Annotated in this window: 18 protein-coding genes; 6 read left to right on the top strand and 12 right to left on the bottom strand. The window is 69.5% G+C overall.

Features of this window, described 5'->3' with window-relative positions; genetic code table 11:
• Position 1 precedes the first annotated feature (1 nt).
• Positions 2–3,145: an efflux RND transporter permease subunit gene (locus J1C47_RS21250; RefSeq protein ID WP_207352814.1), complete on the top strand. Its 3,144-nt coding sequence runs from the start codon at positions 2–4 to the stop codon at positions 3,143–3,145.
• Positions 3,146–3,249: 104 nt separating this feature from the next.
• Here the strand turns inward: J1C47_RS21250 and J1C47_RS21255 are convergent, their stop codons facing one another.
• From J1C47_RS21255 to J1C47_RS21290, 8 genes are all read right to left on the bottom strand, one after another.
• A complete protein-coding gene (locus J1C47_RS21255; RefSeq protein WP_207352815.1) occupies positions 3,250–4,698 on the bottom strand; it encodes an FAD-binding oxidoreductase in 1,449 nt (482 codons plus the stop codon).
• Entirely contained in the window at positions 4,695–6,143 is a 1,449-nt protein-coding gene (locus J1C47_RS21260; protein WP_207352816.1) for an MmgE/PrpD family protein, read from the bottom strand. The genes J1C47_RS21255 and J1C47_RS21260 overlap by 4 nt, the downstream gene beginning before the upstream one ends.
• Positions 6,140–7,009, bottom strand: a complete 870-nt coding sequence (sseA, locus tag J1C47_RS21265) for a 3-mercaptopyruvate sulfurtransferase (protein WP_207352817.1) — start codon at positions 7,007–7,009, stop codon at positions 6,140–6,142. The genes J1C47_RS21260 and sseA overlap by 4 nt, the downstream gene beginning before the upstream one ends.
• Before the next feature lie 21 nt (positions 7,010–7,030).
• On the bottom strand, positions 7,031–8,539 hold the full coding sequence (locus tag J1C47_RS21270; RefSeq protein ID WP_207352818.1) for a tripartite tricarboxylate transporter permease: 1,509 nt from the start codon (positions 8,537–8,539) through the stop codon (positions 7,031–7,033).
• 13 nt (positions 8,540–8,552) lie between these two features.
• The gene (locus J1C47_RS21275; protein ID WP_207352819.1) at positions 8,553–9,008 is read right to left on the bottom strand and encodes a tripartite tricarboxylate transporter TctB family protein; all 456 of its coding nucleotides are present in this window, start codon (positions 9,006–9,008) and stop codon (positions 8,553–8,555) included.
• Between the two features lie 91 nt (positions 9,009–9,099).
• Entirely contained in the window at positions 9,100–10,050 is a 951-nt protein-coding gene (locus J1C47_RS21280) for a tripartite tricarboxylate transporter substrate binding protein (RefSeq protein ID WP_207352820.1), read from the bottom strand.
• 82 nt (positions 10,051–10,132) lie between these two features.
• The gene (purB, locus tag J1C47_RS21285) at positions 10,133–11,548 is read right to left on the bottom strand and encodes an adenylosuccinate lyase (RefSeq protein WP_207352821.1); all 1,416 of its coding nucleotides are present in this window, start codon (positions 11,546–11,548) and stop codon (positions 10,133–10,135) included.
• A 43-nt stretch (positions 11,549–11,591) separates the two neighbouring features.
• Positions 11,592–11,924, bottom strand: coding sequence for a carboxymuconolactone decarboxylase family protein (locus J1C47_RS21290; RefSeq protein WP_207352822.1), 333 nt, complete (start codon positions 11,922–11,924; stop codon positions 11,592–11,594).
• An 88-nt stretch (positions 11,925–12,012) separates the two neighbouring features.
• Here J1C47_RS21290 and J1C47_RS21295 point away from each other — a divergent pair, with 88 nt between their 5' ends.
• From J1C47_RS21295 to J1C47_RS21305, 3 genes are all read left to right on the top strand, one after another.
• On the top strand, positions 12,013–12,714 hold the full coding sequence (locus J1C47_RS21295; RefSeq protein WP_207352823.1) for an IclR family transcriptional regulator: 702 nt from the start codon (positions 12,013–12,015) through the stop codon (positions 12,712–12,714).
• A 169-nt stretch (positions 12,715–12,883) separates the two neighbouring features.
• On the top strand, positions 12,884–13,504 hold the full coding sequence (locus tag J1C47_RS21300; RefSeq protein WP_207352831.1) for a recombinase family protein: 621 nt from the start codon (positions 12,884–12,886) through the stop codon (positions 13,502–13,504).
• Complete coding sequence (locus tag J1C47_RS21305; RefSeq protein WP_207352824.1) at positions 13,488–13,958, top strand: hypothetical protein; 471 nt, start codon at positions 13,488–13,490, stop codon at positions 13,956–13,958. The genes J1C47_RS21300 and J1C47_RS21305 overlap by 17 nt, the downstream gene beginning before the upstream one ends.
• A gap of 21 nt (positions 13,959–13,979) precedes the next feature.
• Here the strand turns inward: J1C47_RS21305 and J1C47_RS21310 are convergent, their stop codons facing one another.
• The 3 genes from J1C47_RS21310 to J1C47_RS21320 form a co-directional block, all read right to left on the bottom strand.
• On the bottom strand, positions 13,980–14,525 hold the full coding sequence (locus tag J1C47_RS21310) for a GNAT family N-acetyltransferase (RefSeq protein WP_207352825.1): 546 nt from the start codon (positions 14,523–14,525) through the stop codon (positions 13,980–13,982).
• A gap of 17 nt (positions 14,526–14,542) precedes the next feature.
• A complete protein-coding gene (locus tag J1C47_RS21315) occupies positions 14,543–15,697 on the bottom strand; it encodes a polysaccharide deacetylase family protein (RefSeq protein WP_207352826.1) in 1,155 nt (384 codons plus the stop codon).
• A 112-nt stretch (positions 15,698–15,809) separates the two neighbouring features.
• Positions 15,810–16,733: a LysR substrate-binding domain-containing protein gene (locus J1C47_RS21320; protein WP_207352827.1), complete on the bottom strand. Its 924-nt coding sequence runs from the start codon at positions 16,731–16,733 to the stop codon at positions 15,810–15,812.
• Between the two features lie 254 nt (positions 16,734–16,987).
• Between J1C47_RS21320 and J1C47_RS21325 the strand changes: the two genes are divergently transcribed.
• Both J1C47_RS21325 and J1C47_RS21330 read left to right on the top strand, forming a co-directional pair.
• Positions 16,988–18,196 carry an acyl-CoA dehydrogenase gene (locus tag J1C47_RS21325; protein ID WP_207352828.1) on the top strand — a complete coding sequence of 403 codons (1,209 nt, stop codon included), beginning with the start codon at positions 16,988–16,990 and terminating at the stop codon, positions 18,194–18,196.
• Positions 18,196–19,338 carry a CaiB/BaiF CoA transferase family protein gene (locus J1C47_RS21330; protein ID WP_207352829.1) on the top strand — a complete coding sequence of 381 codons (1,143 nt, stop codon included), beginning with the start codon at positions 18,196–18,198 and terminating at the stop codon, positions 19,336–19,338. Before J1C47_RS21325 ends, J1C47_RS21330 begins: the two co-directional genes overlap by 1 nt.
• Positions 19,339–19,933: 595 nt before the next feature.
• On the opposite strand, the gene J1C47_RS21335 is transcribed toward J1C47_RS21330, so the two are convergent.
• Positions 19,934–20,187 (bottom strand): ISAs1 family transposase (locus tag J1C47_RS21335; RefSeq protein ID WP_207350506.1); only part of this gene is annotated, 254 nt, incomplete at its 5' end.

Below are 20,187 nucleotides of genomic sequence, written 5' to 3' on the forward strand. Positions count from 1 at the left end.
GATGGCGCAGTTCTTCATCCATCGCCCGGTCTTCGCCTGGGTGATCGCGATCGGCCTGATGCTGTTCGGCGTCCTCGCGCTCTACCGGCTGCCGATCGCGCAATATCCCGACGTCGCGCCGCCTTCGGTGCAGATCAGCGCCTCCTATCCCGGCGCGAGCGCGGCGACCGTCGAGAATTCGGTGACCAAGATCATCGAGCAGAACATGACCGGCCTCGACGGCCTGCTCTACATCTCCTCCTCCTCGACGAATTCCGGCCAGGCGCAGATCACCCTCACCTTCGAGACCGGCACCGATCCCGACATCGCGCAGGTGCAGGCGCAGAACAAGCTGTCGCTCGTCGAATCGCAGCTCCCCGACGCCGTGCAGAGCCAGGGCGTCACCGTCACCAAGGCGTCCTCGGGCATCCTGATGGTCGCGGCGCTGACCTCCGAGAACGCGAAATACAGCTCCACCGACCTCGCCGACCTGATCTCCACCAATCTCGAGGACACGGTGCGCCGCGTCGAGGGCGTCGGCGACCTCAACGTCTTCGGCTCGGGCTATGCGATGCGCGTCTGGCTCGATCCCGACAAGCTGGCCGAGTTCCAGCTGACGCCGGCGGACGTCACCGGCGCGATCGAGGCCCAGAACGTCCAGGTCTCGGTCGGCCAGCTCGGCGCGCTGCCGCAGACGCCCGGGGCGCAGATGAACTACACCGTCACCTCGCAGAGCCAGCTCGAGACCCCGGCACAGTTCCGCTCGATCATCCTGAAGACCGAGAGCGACGGCTCGCTGGTCACCCTCGGCGACGTCGCGCGGGTCGAGATCGGCGCCGAGAGCTACCAGTCGGAAGCGCGTTACGACGGCCATCCGGCGGCGGGCTTCGGCGTGTCGCTCGCGGCGGGCGCCAACGCCATCGACACCGCCGAAGGCGTGCGCGCCGCCTTGGAAGGCCTGAAGTCGACGCTGCCGTCGGACGTGTCGATCGTCTATCCCTACGACACGACGCCCTTCGTCCAGCTTTCGATCGAGAAGGTCTATCACACGCTGTTCGAGGCGGTCGGCCTCGTCTTCCTGGTGATGCTCGTCTTCCTGCAGAACCTGCGGGCGACGCTGATCCCGACGATCGCCGTGCCGGTGGTCCTGCTCGGCACCTTCGGCGTGCTCTCCGTGGCGGGCTTCTCGATCAACACGCTGACGATGTTCGCGATGGTGCTGGCGATCGGGCTTCTGGTCGACGACGCCATCGTCGTCGTCGAGAACGTCGAGCGCATCATGTCGGAGGAGGGGCTCTCGCCGCTCCGGGCCACCGAGAAGTCGATGGGCGAGATCACCGGCGCCCTCGTCGGCATCGCCCTCGTCCTGTCGGCGGTGTTCCTGCCGATGGCCTTCTTCGGCGGGTCCGTCGGGGTGATCTACCAGCAGTTCTCGATCACCATCGTCTCGGCGATGCTCCTGTCGGTGCTGGTCGCGCTCGTCCTGACCCCGGCGCTCTGCGCGACGATCCTCAAGCCGACCCACGGCAAGCGCAAGAACTTCGTCTTCCGCGGCTTCGACGCCGGCTTCGACCGCGTCAACGACGGCTATGTCGGCGGCGCCGGCAGCCTGTCGCGCCGGCCTCTGCCGGCGCTGGTCGTCTTCGTGCTGCTTGCCGGCGGCGCCTACTATCTCTTCGCCAACCTGCCGAGTTCGTTCCTTCCCGCCGAGGACCAGGGCGTGCTGATGACCATGATCGAGCTGCCGCCGGGCGCCACCAGCGACCGCACGGAAAAGGTCGTCGAACAGGTCGAGCACTATTATCTCGACGCCGAGAAGGACAATGTCGACAGCGTCTTCGCGGCGCTCGGCTTCTCCTTCGCCGGCACCGGCCAGAACAACGCGCTGGTCTTCGTCAAGCTGAAGGACTTCGACGCGCGCGAGGCACCCTCGGCGGGTGCGGCGGCGATCGCGGGCCGGGCGATGGGCGCCTTTTCGCAGATCCGCGACGCCACCGTCATCGCGCTGTCGCCGCCGGCGATCCGCGGCCTCGGCACGGCGGGCGGCTTCGACATGTATCTGAAGGACACCGGCGGCCTCGGCACCGACGGGCTGGAGGCAGCTGCGAGCCAGCTGATCGCCAAGGCCAACGCCGATCCGCAGCTTTCCTCGGTGCGGCGCAACGGCCAGCCGCAGCAGCCGCAGTTCCACGTCGACATCGACAACCGCCTCGCCGGCGCGCTCGGCGTCGGCGTCTCCGACATCAACAGCACCCTCTCGACCGCCTGGGCCGGCAGCTACGTCAACGACTTCATCAACGAGGGGAAGGTCAAGCCGGTCTATGTCCAGGCCGACGCGCCGTTCCGCATGGTGCCGAGCGACATCGACCGCTGGTACGTGCGCAACAGCGCCGGCGAGATGGTGCCCTTCTCGGCCTTCACCAGCACCAGCTGGAGCCAGGGCGCGCCGCGGCTGGAGCGCTACAACGGCGTCGCGGCGGTGGAGATCCAGGGCTCGCCGGCGACCGGCGTCAGCTCCGGCGAGGCGATGAACGAGATGCAGAGCCTCGTCGACGGCCTCGGCCAGGGCCTGTCGCTCGAATGGACCGGGCAGTCCTATCAGGAGCGGCTGTCGGGCTCGCAGTCGACGCTGCTCTACGGCATCTCGACGCTGGTCGTCTTCCTCTGCCTCGCGGCGCTCTACGAGAGCTGGTCGGTACCGTTCTCGGTCATCCTCGTCGTGCCGGTCGGCATCTTCGGCGCGGTGCTCGCCGCAACGCTCACCGGGCAGGACAACGACATCTACTTCAAGGTCGGCCTGCTGACGACGATCGGCCTCGCGGCGAAGAACGCCATCCTGATCGTCGAATTCGCCCAGGAACTGCGGCAGGAGGGCGAAAAGCTGATCGAGGCGACGCTGCATGCCGCACGCATGCGGCTGAGGCCGATCCTGATGACCTCCTTCGCCTTCATCCTCGGCGTCACGCCGCTCGCCATCGCCACCGGTGCCGGCTCCGGCGCCCAGAAGGCGATCGGCATCGGCGTCATGGGCGGCATGATCGCGGCGACGCTGCTCGGGGTGTTCTTCGTGCCGGTGTTCTACGTGGTGATCATCGGTCTCGTCGACTGGACGCGCCGGCGCTTCGGCCACCGCGAGGCCGGCGACGAGCCGGTGGCGGCGGAGTAGGGGGAGGGCGCCTCGGCCACGCCTCGCCGGACCTCCCCCGGGGCCGCGCCCGGGCCGCAGGGCGAAGCTCTCCGGCCGCCGGCGGCACCGGCGACCGGGGGCGCCTATCTCGCGCCGGAGGAGATGCCGAGCGCGACCGTCTTGCCGGGATTCATCACCGCCCGCGGATCGAGCGCGGTCTTGATCGAGCGCATCAGGCTCTGCTCCACCGCCGAGCGGTAGCGGTCGATCTCCTCGACCTTGAGCAGCCCGACGCCGTGCTCGGCCGAGATCGAGCCGTTCAGCCCGGTCGCGATCTCGTGGACGATGTGGTTGACGGCGTCCCAGTGCGCGAGGAATGCCGCCTTGTCCATGCCGTCCGGCTGGGTGAGGTTGTAGTGGACGTTGCCGTCGCCGACATGGCCGAAGGCGCAGACGTGGATCCCCGGCATGTAGGCCTCGACCGCCCGGCTGGCCTCGGCGATGAAGGTCGGGACCGCCGAGACCGGCACCGAGATGTCGTGCTTGATCGATCCGCCGGCGCGCTTCTGCGCTTCCGGAATTCCCTCGCGCAGGCGCCACAGGCGCTGGCCCTGGTCGATGGTTTCGGCGACCACGGCATCCGTCACCAGCCCGGTTTCGAACGCTTCCTCGAGAAGGCCCTCGAAGGTCGGCCGCAGGTCCTCGCCGGGGCGCGAGGTCGAGAGCTCGATCAGCGCGTACCAGGGCGAGGGGTCCGCCAGCGGCCGCTGGCCGCCGGCATGGGCGCAGACGATCGACAGCGAGAATTCCGACATCAGTTCGAAGGCCGTCACCTCGTCTCCGCTCCTCCTGCGCGCCAGCGCCAGGAGTTCCAGCGCCGCCTTTGTGCTGGGGAGGGCGCAATAGGCCGTCTGGATCTGCTCGCGGCGCGGAAACAGCTTCATCACCGCCGCCGTCACGAAGCCGAGCGAGCCCTCGCTGCCGACGAAGAGGTTCTTCAGCGAATAGCCGCTGTTGTCCTTGTGGAGCGGCCGCATGCCGTCCCAGATCCGCCCGTCCGGCAGCACCACTTCGAGGCCGAGCGTCAGGTCGCGCGTGTTGCCGTATTTGAGAACGCCGATGCCGCCGGCATTGCTGGCGATGTTGCCGCCGATGGTGCAGCTGCCCTCGGCGCCGAGGCTCAGGGGAAAGAAGCAGCCCCGCTCGGCCGCCGCCGCCTGGACGTCGGCGAGGATCGCCCCGGCCTCGACGGTGATCGTGAAGTTCGTCGGATCGACCGCCCGGATGCGGTTCATCCGGCGGAAGGAGACGAGCACCTCCGCCTCGGTCGTGACCGACCCGCCGACGAGGCCGGTATTGCCGCCCTGCGGCACCATGCCGACGCCGGCTGCGGCGCAGATCTCGACGGCCTTCGCCAGATCCGCGGCGCTTTCGGGGACGATGACGATCCCCGCCTCGCCGCGGAAGAGGCCCCGCTCCTCGACGAGATAGCGCTCGCGCTCGCCCGCCTCGGTGAGGATGGCGCGCGCCCCGACGGCCTGTTCCAGCCGTATCGCCAGATCCCCGATGGCGCCTCGTTCGCCCTCTGTCATCGTCGATTTCCAGACCCGTTTGCGCCCTGCGGCGCGATGTCGAAGAGTTCACCGGCAGACCAGCCGTCGCCCGTCGCCGCCTCCATGCCGGCGAAGCGCCGGGCCCAGCCGACGAGGCGGTCGGCATCGACCGGGGTGCCGGCGAGCCGCAGGATGTCACGGGTCCGGGCGATCAGCGCCGGCTCGCTCCAGGGCTGCTCCGGATCGCCGTTGCGGAAGGAACGCTCCTCGGTGAACAACGTGCCGTCCGCCGTCTCGACCGTCACCCGGGCCGGTCGCTCCCGCGGGAAGCGGGCGGTGAAGGCGGGTTCGTGGCGAACGCTGGTGCGTTCGGCGAGGGCCCGGATCGAGGGGTCGGCGACGAGATCCGGCGTCAGGCCGCAGAAGTCCGGCGGGCGGCCGCCCACCGTGGCGGCGACGCAGAAGCTCGTGGAGAATTTCGCGTCGCCCACCGTGCCCGGCTCGGTGACCCCGGCGATGTCGAGCGCGGCCTGCGGCACGTCGACGACGATGCGGCGGATCTCGCCCGCACCTTGTTTGCCCTGAGAGCCGAGCCGTGCCGCGATCGCCGCCGCGCAGTCGAGCGCGGTGTGCGTCTGGCCGCAGGTCGGCCAGGCCTTGATGGTGACGTCGAAGATCATCGGCACGTCGGCGGGCAGAAGCCACGAAGGGTCGCAGGCCTCGAGCTTCCAGGCGTTGCGCATGCCGCGCCGCCCTTCGAGGACGCGCGCGGCGCCGGCGATCCCGGCCTTCGCCATGAAGGCCGCGGCGAGCCCGTTGCGCACGGCGGTGGAGGCGTGGAAGGCCTTGGCGGCAAAGGCGCGGTCGTCGAGGATCTGCCACAGGCCGGCGGCCTGGGTGCCGGCATGGCCGAAGGCGGACAGGGTCGTCTGCGCGTCGAGGCCCATGAAGCGCGCGGCGGCGGCGGCCGCGCCGAAGCAGCCGGCGGTGGCGGTGGTGTGGTTGGCGGCGTAATGCGCGGTGCCGAGATGCGAGCCGACGCGCAGCACTGCCTCGAAGCCGGCGACGATCGCCGGGCGCGCGCGCTCCGCCGCATTCTCCGGATAGGCCTCGGCGAGCGCGACGACCGCCGGAATGACGGTGATGCCCGGATGGCTGGTGGAGATGCGATGCGCGTCGTCGACTTCCCAGAAATGCCCGATCGCGGCGTTGGCCGCCGCCGCGCCCGCCAGCGGATGGCGGCCGCCGGTGCCGGCCACCCGGGCCGGGCCGCTTTCGAGCGGCGAGAGCAGCGCCTCGACATAGCGGGCATGATGCTCGTGGCCGATGCCGGCGATCAGCGCCGTCGACCAGTCGAGCATGGTGGCGAAGAGCCGCTCGCGCAGCGCCGGCCCGGCCTCGTCCGGCAGTCCAGCGACCCGGGCGGCGAGCGGCGCGAGTTCGGCGGTCATGTAGGTTTCGGCGTGTTTCGGCAGGGCGCTCATCGCTCTGCCGCTCCGGTGACGACGGGCAATTCGGGGCGCGTCTCCTGGCCCCATTCCGACCAGGAGCCGTCATAGACGGCGAGGGGGCCGAGGCCCGCGACCTCGGCGCCGAGGGCGAGCACCGATGCGGTGACGCCGGAGCCGCAGGAGGCGACGATCGGCGCGCCGGCGTCGACGCCCGCCGCGTCGAACGCCGCGCGGACCTCGTCCGGCGCGCGGTAGCGGCCGTCCGCGAGGATGCGGTCGAAGGGCAGGTTGCGGGCGCCCGGCATGTGGCCGGAGCGAAGGCCCGCCCGCGGCTCCGGCTGGCTGCCTTCGAAACGCGCCGCCGAGCGGGCGTCGACCACCTGGATGGCCTTGGACTGAAGGCCGGACAGGACGGATGCCGCATCGGCGATGCGCGTCTCGTCCGGCCGCGCGACGAAGTCGCCCGGCGCCACCGGCTCCGGCTGTCCGGAAGAGATCTCGCCGCCCGCCGCCCGCCAGGCCGGAAGGCCGCCGTCGAGCACCGCGACGGCGGCGTGGCCCATCGCCTTGAACATCCACCAGGCGCGCGGCGCGGCGAAGATGCCGGCCCCGTCATAGACGACGACGCGGCTGTCGCGGCCGACGCCGATCGCGCGCACCTTCTCTTCGAAGAGCGCCGGGCTCGGCATCATGTGCGGCAGCGGCGAGGAGGTGTCGGCGACGTCGCGGTCGAAGTCGAAGCGCCGGGCGCCGGGAATGTGCGCGGCCGTAAATTCAGCGTCCGGATCGCGCTTTTCCGCCGGCATGTACCAGCTCGCATCGACGAGGACGAGATTGGCGGCGCCGAGCTGGCTCTTCAGCCAGCCGCAGTCGACCAGCGCGGGAAGCGGGGCGGTCATTGGGGTCACTCCATTCAGATGTCAGGCCGGCGCGTCCTCGAACCGGCGGCGCCGGCGCCCGAGAAGCGGCGGCAGGATGATGCTGAGCGCGGCGATCAGGAGAATGCCGCCGGAAACCGGCCGGGTGAGGAACGGCAGGACGGACTCGTTGCCGAAGGCCAGCGCGAGGCTGAGCTGGCGCTCGGCCATCGGCCCGAGGATCAGGCCGAGAATGACCGGCAGGACGGGGACGCGGGCGATGTTGAGGAAATAGCCGAGCAGCCCGAAGCCGAGGAAGCAGTAGACGTCGAACATGCGGTTGTTCAGCGAATAGCAGCCGACCGTGCAGAGGATCAGAAGCACCGGCACGACGAACTGCCGCGGCACGGACACCGCCTTCACCGTCAGCGGAATGAAGAAGTGGTAGAGCACGGTGCAGAAGAAGAAGGCGACGAAGAAGGAGATGAACACCATCCAGATGATGTCGCCGTGGTCGCGGAAGAGCAGCGGCCCCGGGTCGATGCCGTGCAGCATGAAGGCGCCGAGCATCATCAGGGTGGAGGCGTCGCCCGGGATGCCGAGGGTCAGCATCGGGATCAGCGCGCCGCCCATCGAGGCGTTGTTGGCAGCTTCCGGCGAGACGATCGATTCCGGCAGGACGCCCTTGCCGAAGAGCTCCGGCCGCCGCGACGCCCGGTGCGCCTGGCTGTAGGCGACGATGTTCGACAGGCCCGGCCCGACGCCCGGCAGGATGCCGATGATGATTCCGATCACAGTCGAGCGGGCGAGATCGCGCCGGCAGGAGATGACCTCCCGGAACGTCCTGACGAAGGTGCCGAGCTCGTAGCGCACCTTCAGCACCTTGGCCGCCCGGCCGATGTCGTCGGTATCGGCGAGGAGCTGCGGGATGGCGTAGAGGCCGATCAAGGCGGGCAGTTCGTAGAAGCCGGATTCGAGCGCCGTGAAGCCGAAGGTGAGGCGGGTCTGGCCCGAGGCCTCGTCGAGGCCGACGAGCGACAGCAGGATGCCGAGGAATGCGGCCATGAACGCCTTGATCGCGCGGCCCTTCGGCGACATCGCCGAGATGCAGCTGAAGGTGAAGACGACCAGCGAGAAATATTCCCACGGCCCGAAGCTCAGCGCGACGCGGGCGAGCAGCGGCGCGATGAGGACGAGCGCGAGGCCCGACAGCACGCCGCCGATCATCGAGGCGTAGACGCCGAGGCCGAGGGCCCGCACGGCTTCGCCGCGGGCGGCCATGGGATGGCCGTCGAGGCAGGTCGCGGCCGAGGCCGGCGTGCCGGGGATGTTGAGCAGGATCGCGCCGACGAGGCCGCCGGAGATCGCGCCGCAATAGACGCCCATCAGGAGCGGGATCGTCGCCTTGATGTCGAGCGAATAGGTGAGCGGCACCAGGAGCGCGATCGCCATGGTGCTGGTCAGGCCGGGAATCGAGCCGATGACCAGGCCGCCGGCGACGCCGAGCATGACCGCGAGCAGCGTCCAGGGCTGGAAGACCGCGTCCACGCCGGAGAGAAACAGGTCGTACATTGTCGCAATGCCCCTACGGCAGGAACGCCTGAAGATAGACGACGAGCAGAATGTAGATGAAGGCCACCGAGCCGATCGCGAGCGCCGCCGCCGCGGCGACGACCGCGGGCGAGCGTTTCGGCGCGAGCAGCACCACGGTGAGGAAGCAGAACAGGCCCGTCGCCAGGAGAAAGCCGACCGGCTGGATCGCGAAGAGATAGACGACGAACAGGACGAGCAGCAGCATGCGCCGCCGCGCGAAGGCCTGCGCCCAGACCTCGGCGAAGCTTACTCCCGAAGGATCGCCCGCAACGAGGGTCCGGCCGGTCTCGAGCACGCCCATCAACAGGCCGAGCCCGACGACGAGCCAGGGAAACAGCTTCGCCGACACCACCGCCGAGTTGAGATCGGAAAGCGCGAAGAGCTGCGACGCGGCGACGAGGAAAGCGAGGATGAAGACGGCCGAGAAGATCAGATCGGTCTTGCGCATCGCGCCACCCGTGAGCGTTGACCCCGACGGGCCGCGCTGGAAGCGCGCGGCCCGTCGAAGACGTGGAAGGTCTGCGTCATGGAGCCGGCGATCAGGACTGTTCGCCGAGGTTGAACTTCTTCGCCAGGGTCAGGATGCGGTCGTAGCGCTTGGCGAGATCGCGATCGAGTTCCTCGCCCTTCGCCGGCACCGTCGTCATCGAGCGCTTGGCGAGCTCGGCCTGGCAGTCGGGATCGTTCGCCGCCTTGACCCAGGCGTCGGCGAGCGTGTCGATCGCCTCCTTCGGCGTGTTCTTCGGCGCGAAGGTCGTGAAGTACATGGCGAAATGACTGTCGACGCCCTGCGCCTCGGCGGTCTTGGCATCCTTCAGCCGCGGATCGGGCTTGTCGGACTGGATCGCCACCGGCACGACGTCGCCGGATTCGACGTAAGGCGCCGCCGAGCCGACCGCGACCGGCACGAGGGTGAGATTGCCCTGGATCGAGGCGACGATGCGCTCCTTGTCGCCGGACATCGGGATGGTGTGCAGATCGTCGATATTGACGCCCGCGGCATCGAGGAAGTCGAGGACGGCGAAGTGCGAGAAGCCCGCCAGCGCGGTGCCGATCGTGTATTTGCCGGGGTTTTCCTTGACCTTCTCGCGCAGCGTGTCGACGTCCTTGATGCCGCTGCTGGCGCCGGCGAAGACGCCGTAGTTCATGGCGACGGAACTCGCGACCGGGGCGAAGGCGGTGTAGTTGTAGTCGGAGCGGCCGGTGGCGAGGCCCATGTCCATGCCCTGATGCGCCCAGAGCAGCTTGTAGCCGTCGGGTCGGGCGTCCCGCACCTCGACTTCGGCGATCTTGCCTCTGGCGCCGGTGATGTTCTTGATCAGCACCTTCTGGCCGAGGATCGGTTCGACGCACTGGGCGAAGACCCGCGCCGAGACGTCGGAGCCGCCGCCTGGGCTGAACGGCACGACGAGCTCGATCGGCTTGTCCGGAAAGGCCAGGGCCGGCGAGGCGAGCAGCGCGGCCGCGAGGGTGAGAAGCAGTCTCTTCATGGGTTCCTCCCTTTGATGAAGATGGAAGACGGCGGACGCGGCCTCCTCCGCCGCGCCTGCCGCTGCAATGCCGCCTAGACCGCTAAGCAGTCCGGCGGACGGGCGGGCTTGACGCCTGCGGTCCGGCGCCGGCATCGGCCAGCCAGGCGGCATCTTTCTCGCGCGCGACGACCCGGTCGATCGCCTCGCCCACCGTGCCGAGATAGCCGGACGGCTCGGTCAGCTGGTCGATCTCCTCGGCGGTGAAGGCGTCGGCGATGTGCGGATGGGCGGCCAGCGCGTCGCCGAAGCTCGTGCCCTTCTGGATGCCCTGCATCGAGGCCTCGTAGAGCCATTCGTGCGCGGTGTTCTTGCCGACGCGCTCGCCGAGTTCGAGCATCACCTTTTCCGACAGGAGATAGCCCTTCATCAGCGCGACGTTGCGATCCATCGCCTTGCGGTCGATGCGCAGACCCTTCAACAGCGCCTCGGCCTGCATCAGGATGGCGCCGGTGACGAGGCACGCCTCGGGCACGGCCTTCCATTCCGACTTCCAGGCGATGCCGTCTCGCTCGTGCTCCTGGACCATCGCCTCCAGCATCATCGCCGCCGAATAGCGCACGCTGCGCGACAGCATCGCGACGTTCTCCGCCGCGACGGGGTTGCGCTTGTGCGGCATGGTCGACGAGCCGAGCTTGCCCTCGGTGAAGCCCTCCTCGACTTCGGCGAACTCGTTGCGCTGCAGGTTGAACAGCTCGTTGCCGATCTTCCCCAGCGTGCCGGCGATCATCGCGAGGAGCGTGACGTATTCGGCGATCCGGTCGCGCGAGGGCGCCCAGCTGATGTCGGAGGCGCCAAGGCCGAGCCGCTTGGCGGTGCCCGCCTCGATCTCGGCGGCCCGCGGGCCGTAGGAGGCCTGGGTGCCGACGGCGCCGACCAGCATGATGACGAAGACGCGCGGCCCGGCCTGATCGAGCCGCTCGGCATGGCGCGAGAGCTCGTCCAGCCAGATCGCGCATTTGTGGCCGAAGGTGATCGGCAGGGCCTGGACGCCGTGGGTGCGCCCGACCATCACCGTGTCGCGGTGCTCCTCGGCGAGGCGGATCAGTTGCCGCCCGACGGCGCCGAGATCGCGTCGGACCACCCGGTCGAACTCGCGAAGCTGCAGGACGAGGCCGGTGTCCACGACGTCCTGCGTCGTCGCGCCGTAATGCAGATATTCGACGGCATCCCGGGAGAGACCCGCCTGCATGCCCTTCAGCAGCGGCACCAGCGTGTGCTTGATGCGGCGGACCTCGGCGGCGACCGCCTGAAGGTCGATGCGGTCGATGTCGGCGGCGGCGGCGATCTCCTCGGCCGCGGCCTTCGGCACGACGCCGAGCTCGGCCTGGGTCAGGGCGAGCGCCGCCTCGAAGTCCAGCCATTTCTGCAGACGATTGCGCTCGGAGAAGATCTCCCGGACCTCCGGCGTGCTCCAGAGGTGCTGCATGGTCGTCATGTCGAAGACGGATACGTTCATCGGGCCCTCCTGGCCGCAGTCGCGTGACACGGTCGAACCCGCGTCATTCCTCGCCGTAGAACTTCATGGCGAGGCCGCCATGGGCGGCGGCGGCGCCGGCGCAGAGCGCGGCGGAGATCAGCACCGCCTCGGCGACCTCGGCCTTGGTCACGCCGACCGCCTTGCCCTTCGTGACGTGCGATTCGATGCAGTAGGGGCAGCCGGTCGCATGGGCGACGGCGATGGCGATGAGCTCGCGCACCTTCGGCGGGATCTGGCCGTGATCCTTGCCGGGGATCATGTTGAGGTTCATCCAAGCCTTGAAGTCCTCCGGCGCGAGCTTGGACATCTCCATCCGGAATCCCGCGTCCGCAGCGTCGTAATATCGGTCGGCCACTTGTTGCCTCTTGTTTCATTAAATGAAATGTGGTTCATATAATAAAACACTCGCGACGAAGCCCGTCAAGCCGGAAGAAGGCGAACTGATGACCCCACCGAGAGACCTGCCGCCGACCGGGGTGCTGGAACGCGGGCTGCTCCTCCTGTCGCTGTTCACCCAGCAGACGCCGGTTCTGCAGCTGAAGGACCTCTCGGCCGCCTCGGGGCTGGACAAGGCGACCATCCTGCGGGCGCTGAAGACGCTCGTCGCCTGGGGCTATCTGGAGAAGCGGCCCGACGGCTCCTATTCGCCGGGTCCGGCCAATCTCCGCATGGCCGCGATCTACCGCCAGACGTCGAATTTCGTGCGCCGCATCGAGGGCGCGATCGTTTCGATCAGCGACGCGATCGGCCAGACGACGTCGTTCTTCGTCCGCTCGAACGGCGAGCGCGTCTGCCTCGCCCGCGACAACGTCCATCGCGATTTCCGCTATTTCATCGAGGTGGGCGCCACGGTGCCGCTCGCCGACGGCGGCGCGGCGGCGCGGCTGCTCCTCGCCTACACCGATCCCGACAGCCCGGCGCACGCGAAGATAAGGAGCGAGGCGCGCTACATTTCGCGGGGCGAGCGCAACCGCCATCTGGCGTCGGTCGCCGTGCCGGTCTTCGAGGGCGACGGCACGTTTCTCGGCACCCTGACGATCACCGGCATGGCCGCCGATCTCGACGACGAGACGCTGCTGCGCTTCTCGCGGATCGCCGCCGACGAACTCGCCCGGGTCGGACTGTCCGTCGCGGCGTCGCGCTGACAGGCGGGCGGCATCGGCCCGCCGCGCCCGCCATGGAACCGCCCGGCCGAAACCGATCGGTTTCGTCCATCGTGGCTGGGGATGAACGAAACCAGGCCCTGGCGATCTTCGGCCATGGACGATATGCTCGCGGCGTTTGCGTCCATCCGAAAGCCCCGCCTTCGCCGCCATGTCGCGCAGCTTCGCCTATCTGAGGGTCTCGACCCTCGGCCAGACCACCGACAACCAGCTCGGCGAGATCCGCTCCGCCGGCTTCGCCGTCGCGCCGCACCGCGTCGTCGCCGAGACGGTGTCGGGCTCCGTCGCCGCCTTCGAGCGGGAGGGCTTCGCGCGCCTCGTCGACCGGCTCGAGGCCGGCGACGTCCTCGTCGTCACCCGGCTCGACCGGCTCGGCCGCAACGCCATGGACGTGCGTGCCACCGTCGAGGCGCTGGCCGGGCGCGGCGTGCGCACCCATTGCCTGGCGCTCGGCGGCGTCGACCTGTCGAGCGCCGCGGGCCGGATGACCATGGGCGTCATCAATGCCGTCGCCGAGTTCGAACGCGACCTGATGATCGAGCGCACACGCGCCGGTCTCGACCGGGCGCGCGGCGCCGGCAAGCGGCTCGGCCGCCGGCCAAGCCTGTCGGCCCCGGCGCGCCGCGAGGTGACCGAGCGGCTCGCCGCCGGCGCCTCCGTCTCCGAACTCGCCCGGCGCCACGGCGTCAGCCGCACGACCATCCGCCGGATCCGCGAGGCGCTGGCGCCCGCCAACGCCCGGGAGGAGGAGCGCGATGCCGATCCGGCGTGAAGACCGTCATTTCTATCCCATCGACTGGCGCGAACTCTCGGCGTCGATCCGCTTCGGCCGGGCCAAGGGCCGCTGCGAGGGATGCGGCAGGCCGCACGGCGGGCTCGTCTATCACCTCGGCGACGGGCGCTGGTTCGACGAAGCGGCCGGGCGCTGGCGCGACGGCCGGGGGCGGCTGTTGCGGCGCGGCCTGGCGGCGCCCGATCCCGGCCTCGTCTCGCAGCCGGCCCCGGGGGTTCTCTGGGCCGTATCGCGGCCGGCAACGACGCGGGTGCGGCTCGCCTGCGCCCATCTCGACCAGGACACCGCCAACAACGCCGCCACGAACCTCGCGGCGCTCTGCCAGCGCTGCCATCTCAACCACGACCGGCCGTGGAACCTTCGCAAGCGCCGCCTGACGCTGCGCATGCGCCTCGCCCTCGGCGACCTCTTCGACGGGCCCTATCGCCGGTAGCAAGGCCCGGCAGCGCCGGCGTCACAGCGGCTTGCGCATCAGCCTTTCGTCCTCGCCCGGCCGGATCAGGCCGGGAACCCGGCCGATCTCCTCGAAGCCGAAGCGCCGGTAGAAGGCGAAGGCCCGCTCGTTGAAGGCCGAGACCGACACCCAGAGGCCGTTCGCCCCGCTCCGCCGCGCCTCTTCCTCCATGAAGGCGAGCGCCGCCCGGCCGGTGCCGCGCGACTGGCAGCCGGGCCGCACGAAGATCAGCGCCAGATAGGGCCCGTTGAGAAACCGCGGGCGGATCGCCGCCGCCCCCAGCGGTTCCATCTCGCCCACCGGATCGAACAGGCCGAAACCCCGCACCGCATAAGGCGAGGAATCCGCGCCGGGTCCGAGGGTCGCCGCCAGCGACGCCGCGCTTATTCCGAGCCGCGCCCAGGGATCGAGCCCGGCCATCTCCTCGGCGAGGCGACGCGCCTCGGCTGCCGTCAGCGGCGCGATGCGATGGCCCGCGACGTCGTATCGGGGCGCCATGAAGGGATGATGGTCGGCCGCGGCCTGCGGATCGGCGCTCCGTCCCAAGATCCCCACCGCGCGTCTCAGCCCCTGGTCGCGGTCTTGACCGGCCGGTCGCCGGTGCCGCGGCCGAAGATCCGGTCGTAGCGGCCATTGTCGCCGGGCTTCAGCTCGTAGCAGCTCGCCGCAGCGACGGGTCGCCCGGCGGCGAGGAGCGTGCCGACGGTGACGAAACGGTAGCCCTTGGCCTTCAGCGCGGCGACGAGCACCGGCAGCGCCTCGGAGGTGTGCCAGCCGCGGCCGTTGGCATGCATGACGACGATCGAGCCGGGCTTCACCCGGCCCGCCACGGTCGCCTCGATGGCCCTGGCCGAGGTGCCCTTCGCTGGATCGCCGGTGACGACGTCCCATTGCACGGCGGCGAGCCCGGCGGCGTTGACGGCGGAAAGCGACTCGGCGCTGCAGGTCCCGTAGGGATAGCGGAAGGCCGACATACGCAGCGGAATGCGGACGGCTTCGGCGGCGCCCGCCGCCTGGGCGCAGGGCCTTTCGAGAAGCCGCTCCACCGTCAGCTCGTATTCGGCCTGGGTGAAGTCGATCTGGTCCTGCATGTCCTTGCCGGTGAGGACGCGCATGTTGCCGTGGGTCCAGGCGTGATTGCCTGCCTCGAACAGCGGGTCGGCGATGATCTGCATCGCCCGCTCCTGATGCGTCGCCATCCACTTGCCGCCGAGAAAGAAGGTGGCGGCGACGCCGTTCGCCCTGAGATAGTCGACGATCGCCCCGTCATAGCCGGCCTTTTCGCCGTTCTGTTCGCAGACGTCGAAGGTCAGCGCCACGAGCTTCTCGCCGCCGGTGTCGACCCGGCGGATGGAATTGCGCATCACCGCGGGCAGGACGGGGGCGGCGAGCGACGGCCGCTGCCGCGCCGGCGGCCCGAGCCTGACGTCGGCACCGCGGCGGGTGATCGCCTTTTCCGCCGGGCCCCCGGCGGCGAGTTCGGCCGGGCTCCAGCAGGACGACAGGATGGATTGCGAGCCGAAGCTCCGGGCTCCGCCGCCATGCCCCGCCAGCGCCTCGAGCCGGGCGAGAAGCGGGCTCGGCGGATCGCCCGCCTGCTGCGCCCGCGCCGGCGGCGCCGCGAGCGCAAAGGCCAGTGCGAGACCAAGCGCGGGGGCGGTGAAACCGCGGGCGCAGCGGCGACGCGTGAACTGCGGCGTTGCGAAGGGACCGGCCATCGTCGCGATCGTCCGTCGTTGATCCTCTTTTTCGATGGCGCCCGAAAGCCGACGAAATTGCGGTCGCGTGCCATCGTCTGCGCGAAGGCGGCTCCGTGCGACGGCGCACTGTTCAGGCGCCGTTCCCCGCCCCGGCCGGATCGGCACCGCCGCGCGCCTCGGCGATCAGCCAGTCGCGGAACAGGCGGAAGCCGTCATTGTCCGCCCGCTCCGGCGGAAAGATCAGGCCGTAGGGCGAGCCGCCGTCCATGGTGCGCGGCGAGGCCCGGACCAGCGTTCCGGCGGCAAGATCCGGCGCGACGAGGATTTCGGGAACCAGCGCCGCGCCGAGGCCGGCGCGCGCCGCCGCGAGCACCATGCCGAAATGTTCGAAGCGCGGCCCCCTGAGGATGCTCACCGCGTCCATCCGCGCCTCCTGAAAGAAGGCGAGCCACAGGTCCGGCCGCGTCGCCTGTTGCAGCAGCGGCAGCTTGGCGATCGCCGCATCGTCCAGCGCCCCGGCGCCGCCGGCGACCTCAGGGCACGCGACGACGATCAGCGTCTCGTCGAGAAGCGCGATCGCCTCCGCCCCGCGCGAGCGCAGCTCGAGCCGCTGGATCGCCGCGTCGGCGGGATCGCGGGAAAAGTCGACGGGGCCGAGGGCGGAGGTGACGTCGAGGGTGATTTCCGGAGCGATCGCCGCAAAACTCTTCAGCCGCGGGATCAGCCAGGTGCTGGCGAAGGTCGGCAGGACCTTCAGGCGCAGCAGCTTCTCGCGTCCGCCGAAGGACATGACGGTGAGCACGGCGCCGTCGATCTCGGCGAGGATCCGCTCGGCGTCGCGCAGGAAGGCGCGGCCCGCATCCGACAGGCCGAGGCGCTGGCGCACCCGGTGGAACAGCCTGACGCCGAGCCGCTCCTCGAGGCTCTGCAGCGAGCGGCTGACGGCGCTCTGGGTGAGGCCGAGGGTCTGGGCGGCGCTCGTGGCGGAACCTGCCTGGGCGAGCGCCCGGAAGGCCTGCAGCTCGCCGATCGTCGGGGTGTAGGAGCGGCGCATGGGGGATGGCCTCGCAGCGAGGTGGCAGGCCGGGCGCCCTCTCTCCCCCTTGCGGGAGCGAAAGCGACTTCATCGACTAAGTCGCGAAGCGCCTAAACGATGGAAATCGCAAGGGGGGAGAGAGGGCGGCCTATCTGTCAATGACCCGACTTCATGACAAATCCTCATGAGATTGCAAGTCCAATTCGTTTGAAGCCGCACCCGCCGCGGTGCTATCACCGCGACCGACACACAGACATTCGGGAGAAAATCTCATGGCCCTGAAGCCCAAGGACGCACCCGACCTCGGCCGCTTCGACTGGGCGGATCCGTTCCGCCTCGCCGACCAGCTCTCCGAGGAAGAGCGCATGCTCGCGGAGGCGGCGGCGAGCTTCGCCAAGAGCCGCCTCGCCCCTGCCGTCACCGAGGCGGCGCGCGAGGAGACGGTCGACGCCTCGATCTTCCGGGCAATGGGCGAGATGGGCCTCCTCGGCGTGACCATCCCGGAGGAATACGGCGGCATCGGCGCCTCCTACGTCGCCTACGGCCTCGTCGCCCGCGAGATCGAGCGGGTCGATTCCGGCTATCGCTCGATGATGTCGGTGCAGTCGTCGCTGGTGATGTATCCGATCCATGCCTACGGCACCGAGGAGCAGCGCAGGCGTTACCTGCCGAAGCTCGCGAGCGGCGAATTCATCGGCTGCTTCGGCCTCACCGAGCCCGATGCCGGCTCCGACCCCGGCTCGATGAAGACGGTGGCGAAGAAGACCGCCGGCGGCTACGTCCTCTCCGGCTCGAAGATGTGGATCTCCAACGCGCCGATCGCCGACGTCTTCGTGGTCTGGGCGAAGTCCGAAGCGCATGGCGGCAAGATCAAGGGCTTCGTCCTGGAAAAGGGCGCGAAGGGCCTCTCGGCGCCGAAGATCGGCGGCAAGCTGTCCCTGCGGGCGAGCGTCACCGGCGAGATCGTGCTCGACGGCGTCGAGGTCTCCGAAGACGCGCTCTTGCCGAACGTCGAGGGGCTGAAGGGCCCGTTCGGCTGCCTCAACCGGGCGCGTTACGGCATTTCCTGGGGCGTCATGGGCGCCGCCGAGGCCTGCCTCCACGCCGCGCGGCAATACGGCCTCGACCGCAGGCAGTTCGGCCGCCCGCTCGCCCAGACGCAGCTCTACCAGAAGAAGCTCGCCGACATGGCGACCGAGATCGCCCTCGGCCTGCAGGCCTCGCTCAGGGTCGGCCGCCTGATGGACGAGGCGAACGCCGCGCCGGAGATGATCTCGCTCGTCAAGCGCAACAACTGCGGCAAGGCGCTCGACATCGCCCGGCAGGCCCGCGACATGCACGGCGGCAACGGCATCTCGGAGGAGTTCCCGGTAATGCGCCACATGATCAACCTCGAGACCGTCAATACCTACGAGGGCACCCACGACGTCCATGCGCTGATCCTCGGGCGGGCCATCACCGGCCTGCAGGCCTTCTTCTGATGGCGGATGCGCCGCTCAAGGGCCTGAAGGTCGTCGAGCTCGCCCGCATTCTCGCCGGCCCCTGGATCGGCCAGACGCTGGCCGATCTCGGCGCCGAGGTGATCAAGGTGGAGGCGCCGGAAGGCGACGACACAAGGACATGGGGCCCGCCCTTCGTCGAAAAGGAAGGCGGCCGCAGCGCCGCCTATTTCCATGCCGCCAACCGCGGCAAGGAGAGCTTCGTCTGCGACTTCCGCGACGCCGCCGAACTCGAGGCCCTCAAATCCCTGATCGACGGCGCCGACGTCGTCGTCGAGAACTTCAAGGTCGGCGGGCTGAAGCGCTTCGGCCTCGACTACGAGAGCCTTTCGGCCCGCAATCCGCGCCTCGTCTACGCCTCGATCACCGGCTTCGGACAGACCGGGCCGGAGGCGGCGCGCCCCGGCTACGACTTCCTGATCCAGGGCCTCTGCGGGATCATGGATCTGACCGGCGACCCAAAGGGCGAGCCCCAGAAGATCGGCGTCGCCTGGATCGACATCCTCACCGGCCTCTACGGGGTGATCGCCGTTGAGGCGGCGCTCATCGAGCGCCAGCGATCCGGCCTCGGCCAGCATGTCGACCTCGCGCTTCTCGACTGCGGCGTCGCGGCGCTCGCCAACCAGGCGATGAACGCACTGGTCTCCGGCAGGTCGCCGCGCCGGATGGGCAACGCCCATCCGAACATCGTTCCCTATCAGGTCTTCGCCGCGAGCGACGGCCACGTCATCGTCGCCTGCGGCAACGACCGGCAGTTCGCGAGCCTCTGCGGCGTGCTCGATCTCGGCGGGCTGGCGGCCGACCCGGCCTTCGCCACCAATCCCGCCCGCGTCGAGAACCGCGATCGCCTGACCGCGCTGCTCGGCCCGGCGATCGCCCGGCAGAGCCGCGCCGCCTTCATCGCCATGCTGGAAGCGGCAGGCGTTCCGGGCGGGCCGATCAACACCGTCTCAGAAGCGCTCGCCGAGCCGCAGATCGCGGCCCGCGGCCTGAAGATCGAGGCAGGCGGCGTTCCCGGCCTCAGAACGCCGATCGTGTTTTCCCGCAGCGACCTCGACACCCGCACCCCTGCCCCGCCGCTCGACGCGGCAAAGCGCATCGCCGCAGCGCGCTTCGACGGCTGAGCGCCGGCGAAGTCGTCGAGCCCAAAACGTCATCGCCCTCGCGATGGGGGTTCCGAGGGCTTCGAGGGATCGTCGAGATCGCAGATCTCCGCCGCGCCGGGCGCGGCCATTGCCGCGGGAATGCGTCGCCATCTCCGGCAGGCCGGGCAACCCGGCGCAGGCTCCCTCGCCGGGCCCGGCGCGCCGACGTCGTCTGCCGACTTGCGCGACACCCATGGCCTTTTGCCGAATTTCCCGTCACAAAGCTGTTGCTGCGGCCATGGCAACGATGCCATGAAGAACCATGCGAGCCGTCCGGCCGCCATGTTGCTGCCGCATGACGCAGCGGGGGTTTCGAGGAGGACAAGACGATTCTCAGGCGCAGAACCGGCCCTTCGAACATCACGGACGACCGTTATACCAACGGCCCTAATCTCTGACCGCTTGTGCGTATTGCCGATCAGCGATCGATCGGATGCGGTCAGGATCGTTTGCGAAGAAGTTCCAGGCCTCGCAGCAGCGATCGACGATGTCGTCGTAGCTGTCGAAGACACTGATGGCGAGCTTGTTTGCGCGCAGATAGGCCCAGATGTTCTCAGGGCTCCGAATCCATGTTTCATTGCGTCTGATCGAGGAGGCTGGCGAGGTAGTCTGGCGACCATCCGGCGAGTTTTCGGCGTGATTTGAGGGACTTCTTGTCTTTGGCCGTTCGGATGAGATTGAGCGCGAAGTGCCGGACGACAGCCATGTTCCTGGCGCCGTGGCCTTTGCGCAGGCGAGACTGATCGTCCTTGAACAGGACGTCGAGCACCCAGTGAAGCCGGTTCTCGATGCCCCAATGGCCGCGCACGGCTGTGGCCGCCTTTTCGG

Source organism: Jiella sonneratiae (assembly GCF_017353515.1).
Taxonomy (GTDB): domain Bacteria; phylum Pseudomonadota; class Alphaproteobacteria; order Rhizobiales; family Rhizobiaceae; genus Jiella; species Jiella sonneratiae.

What these genes read in the sequence shown, in the direction of transcription:
- J1C47_RS21275 (WP_207352819.1), bottom strand. Translation starts at nt 9,008, where the DNA reads ATGCGCAAGACCGATCTGATCTTCTCGGCCGTCTTCATCCTCGCTTTC.
- sseA (WP_207352817.1), bottom strand. Translation starts at nt 7,009, where the DNA reads ATGACCGCCCCGCTTCCCGCGCTGGTCGACTGCGGCTGGCTGAAGAGC.
- J1C47_RS21260 (WP_207352816.1), bottom strand. Translation starts at nt 6,143, where the DNA reads ATGAGCGCCCTGCCGAAACACGCCGAAACCTACATGACCGCCGAACTC.
- purB (WP_207352821.1), bottom strand. Translation starts at nt 11,548, where the DNA reads ATGAACGTATCCGTCTTCGACATGACGACCATGCAGCACCTCTGGAGC.
- J1C47_RS21305 (WP_207352824.1), top strand. Translation starts at nt 13,488, where the DNA reads ATGCCGATCCGGCGTGAAGACCGTCATTTCTATCCCATCGACTGGCGC.
- J1C47_RS21315 (WP_207352826.1), bottom strand. Translation starts at nt 15,697, where the DNA reads ATGGCCGGTCCCTTCGCAACGCCGCAGTTCACGCGTCGCCGCTGCGCC.
- J1C47_RS21300 (WP_207352831.1), top strand. Translation starts at nt 12,884, where the DNA reads ATGTCGCGCAGCTTCGCCTATCTGAGGGTCTCGACCCTCGGCCAGACC.
- J1C47_RS21320 (WP_207352827.1), bottom strand. Translation starts at nt 16,733, where the DNA reads ATGCGCCGCTCCTACACCCCGACGATCGGCGAGCTGCAGGCCTTCCGG.
- J1C47_RS21250 (WP_207352814.1), top strand. Translation starts at nt 2, where the DNA reads ATGGCGCAGTTCTTCATCCATCGCCCGGTCTTCGCCTGGGTGATCGCG.
- J1C47_RS21295 (WP_207352823.1), top strand. Translation starts at nt 12,013, where the DNA reads ATGACCCCACCGAGAGACCTGCCGCCGACCGGGGTGCTGGAACGCGGG.
- J1C47_RS21270 (WP_207352818.1), bottom strand. Translation starts at nt 8,539, where the DNA reads ATGTACGACCTGTTTCTCTCCGGCGTGGACGCGGTCTTCCAGCCCTGG.
- J1C47_RS21280 (WP_207352820.1), bottom strand. Translation starts at nt 10,050, where the DNA reads ATGAAGAGACTGCTTCTCACCCTCGCGGCCGCGCTGCTCGCCTCGCCG.
- J1C47_RS21255 (WP_207352815.1), bottom strand. Translation starts at nt 4,698, where the DNA reads ATGACAGAGGGCGAACGAGGCGCCATCGGGGATCTGGCGATACGGCTG.
- J1C47_RS21325 (WP_207352828.1), top strand. Translation starts at nt 16,988, where the DNA reads ATGGCCCTGAAGCCCAAGGACGCACCCGACCTCGGCCGCTTCGACTGG.
- J1C47_RS21330 (WP_207352829.1), top strand. Translation starts at nt 18,196, where the DNA reads ATGGCGGATGCGCCGCTCAAGGGCCTGAAGGTCGTCGAGCTCGCCCGC.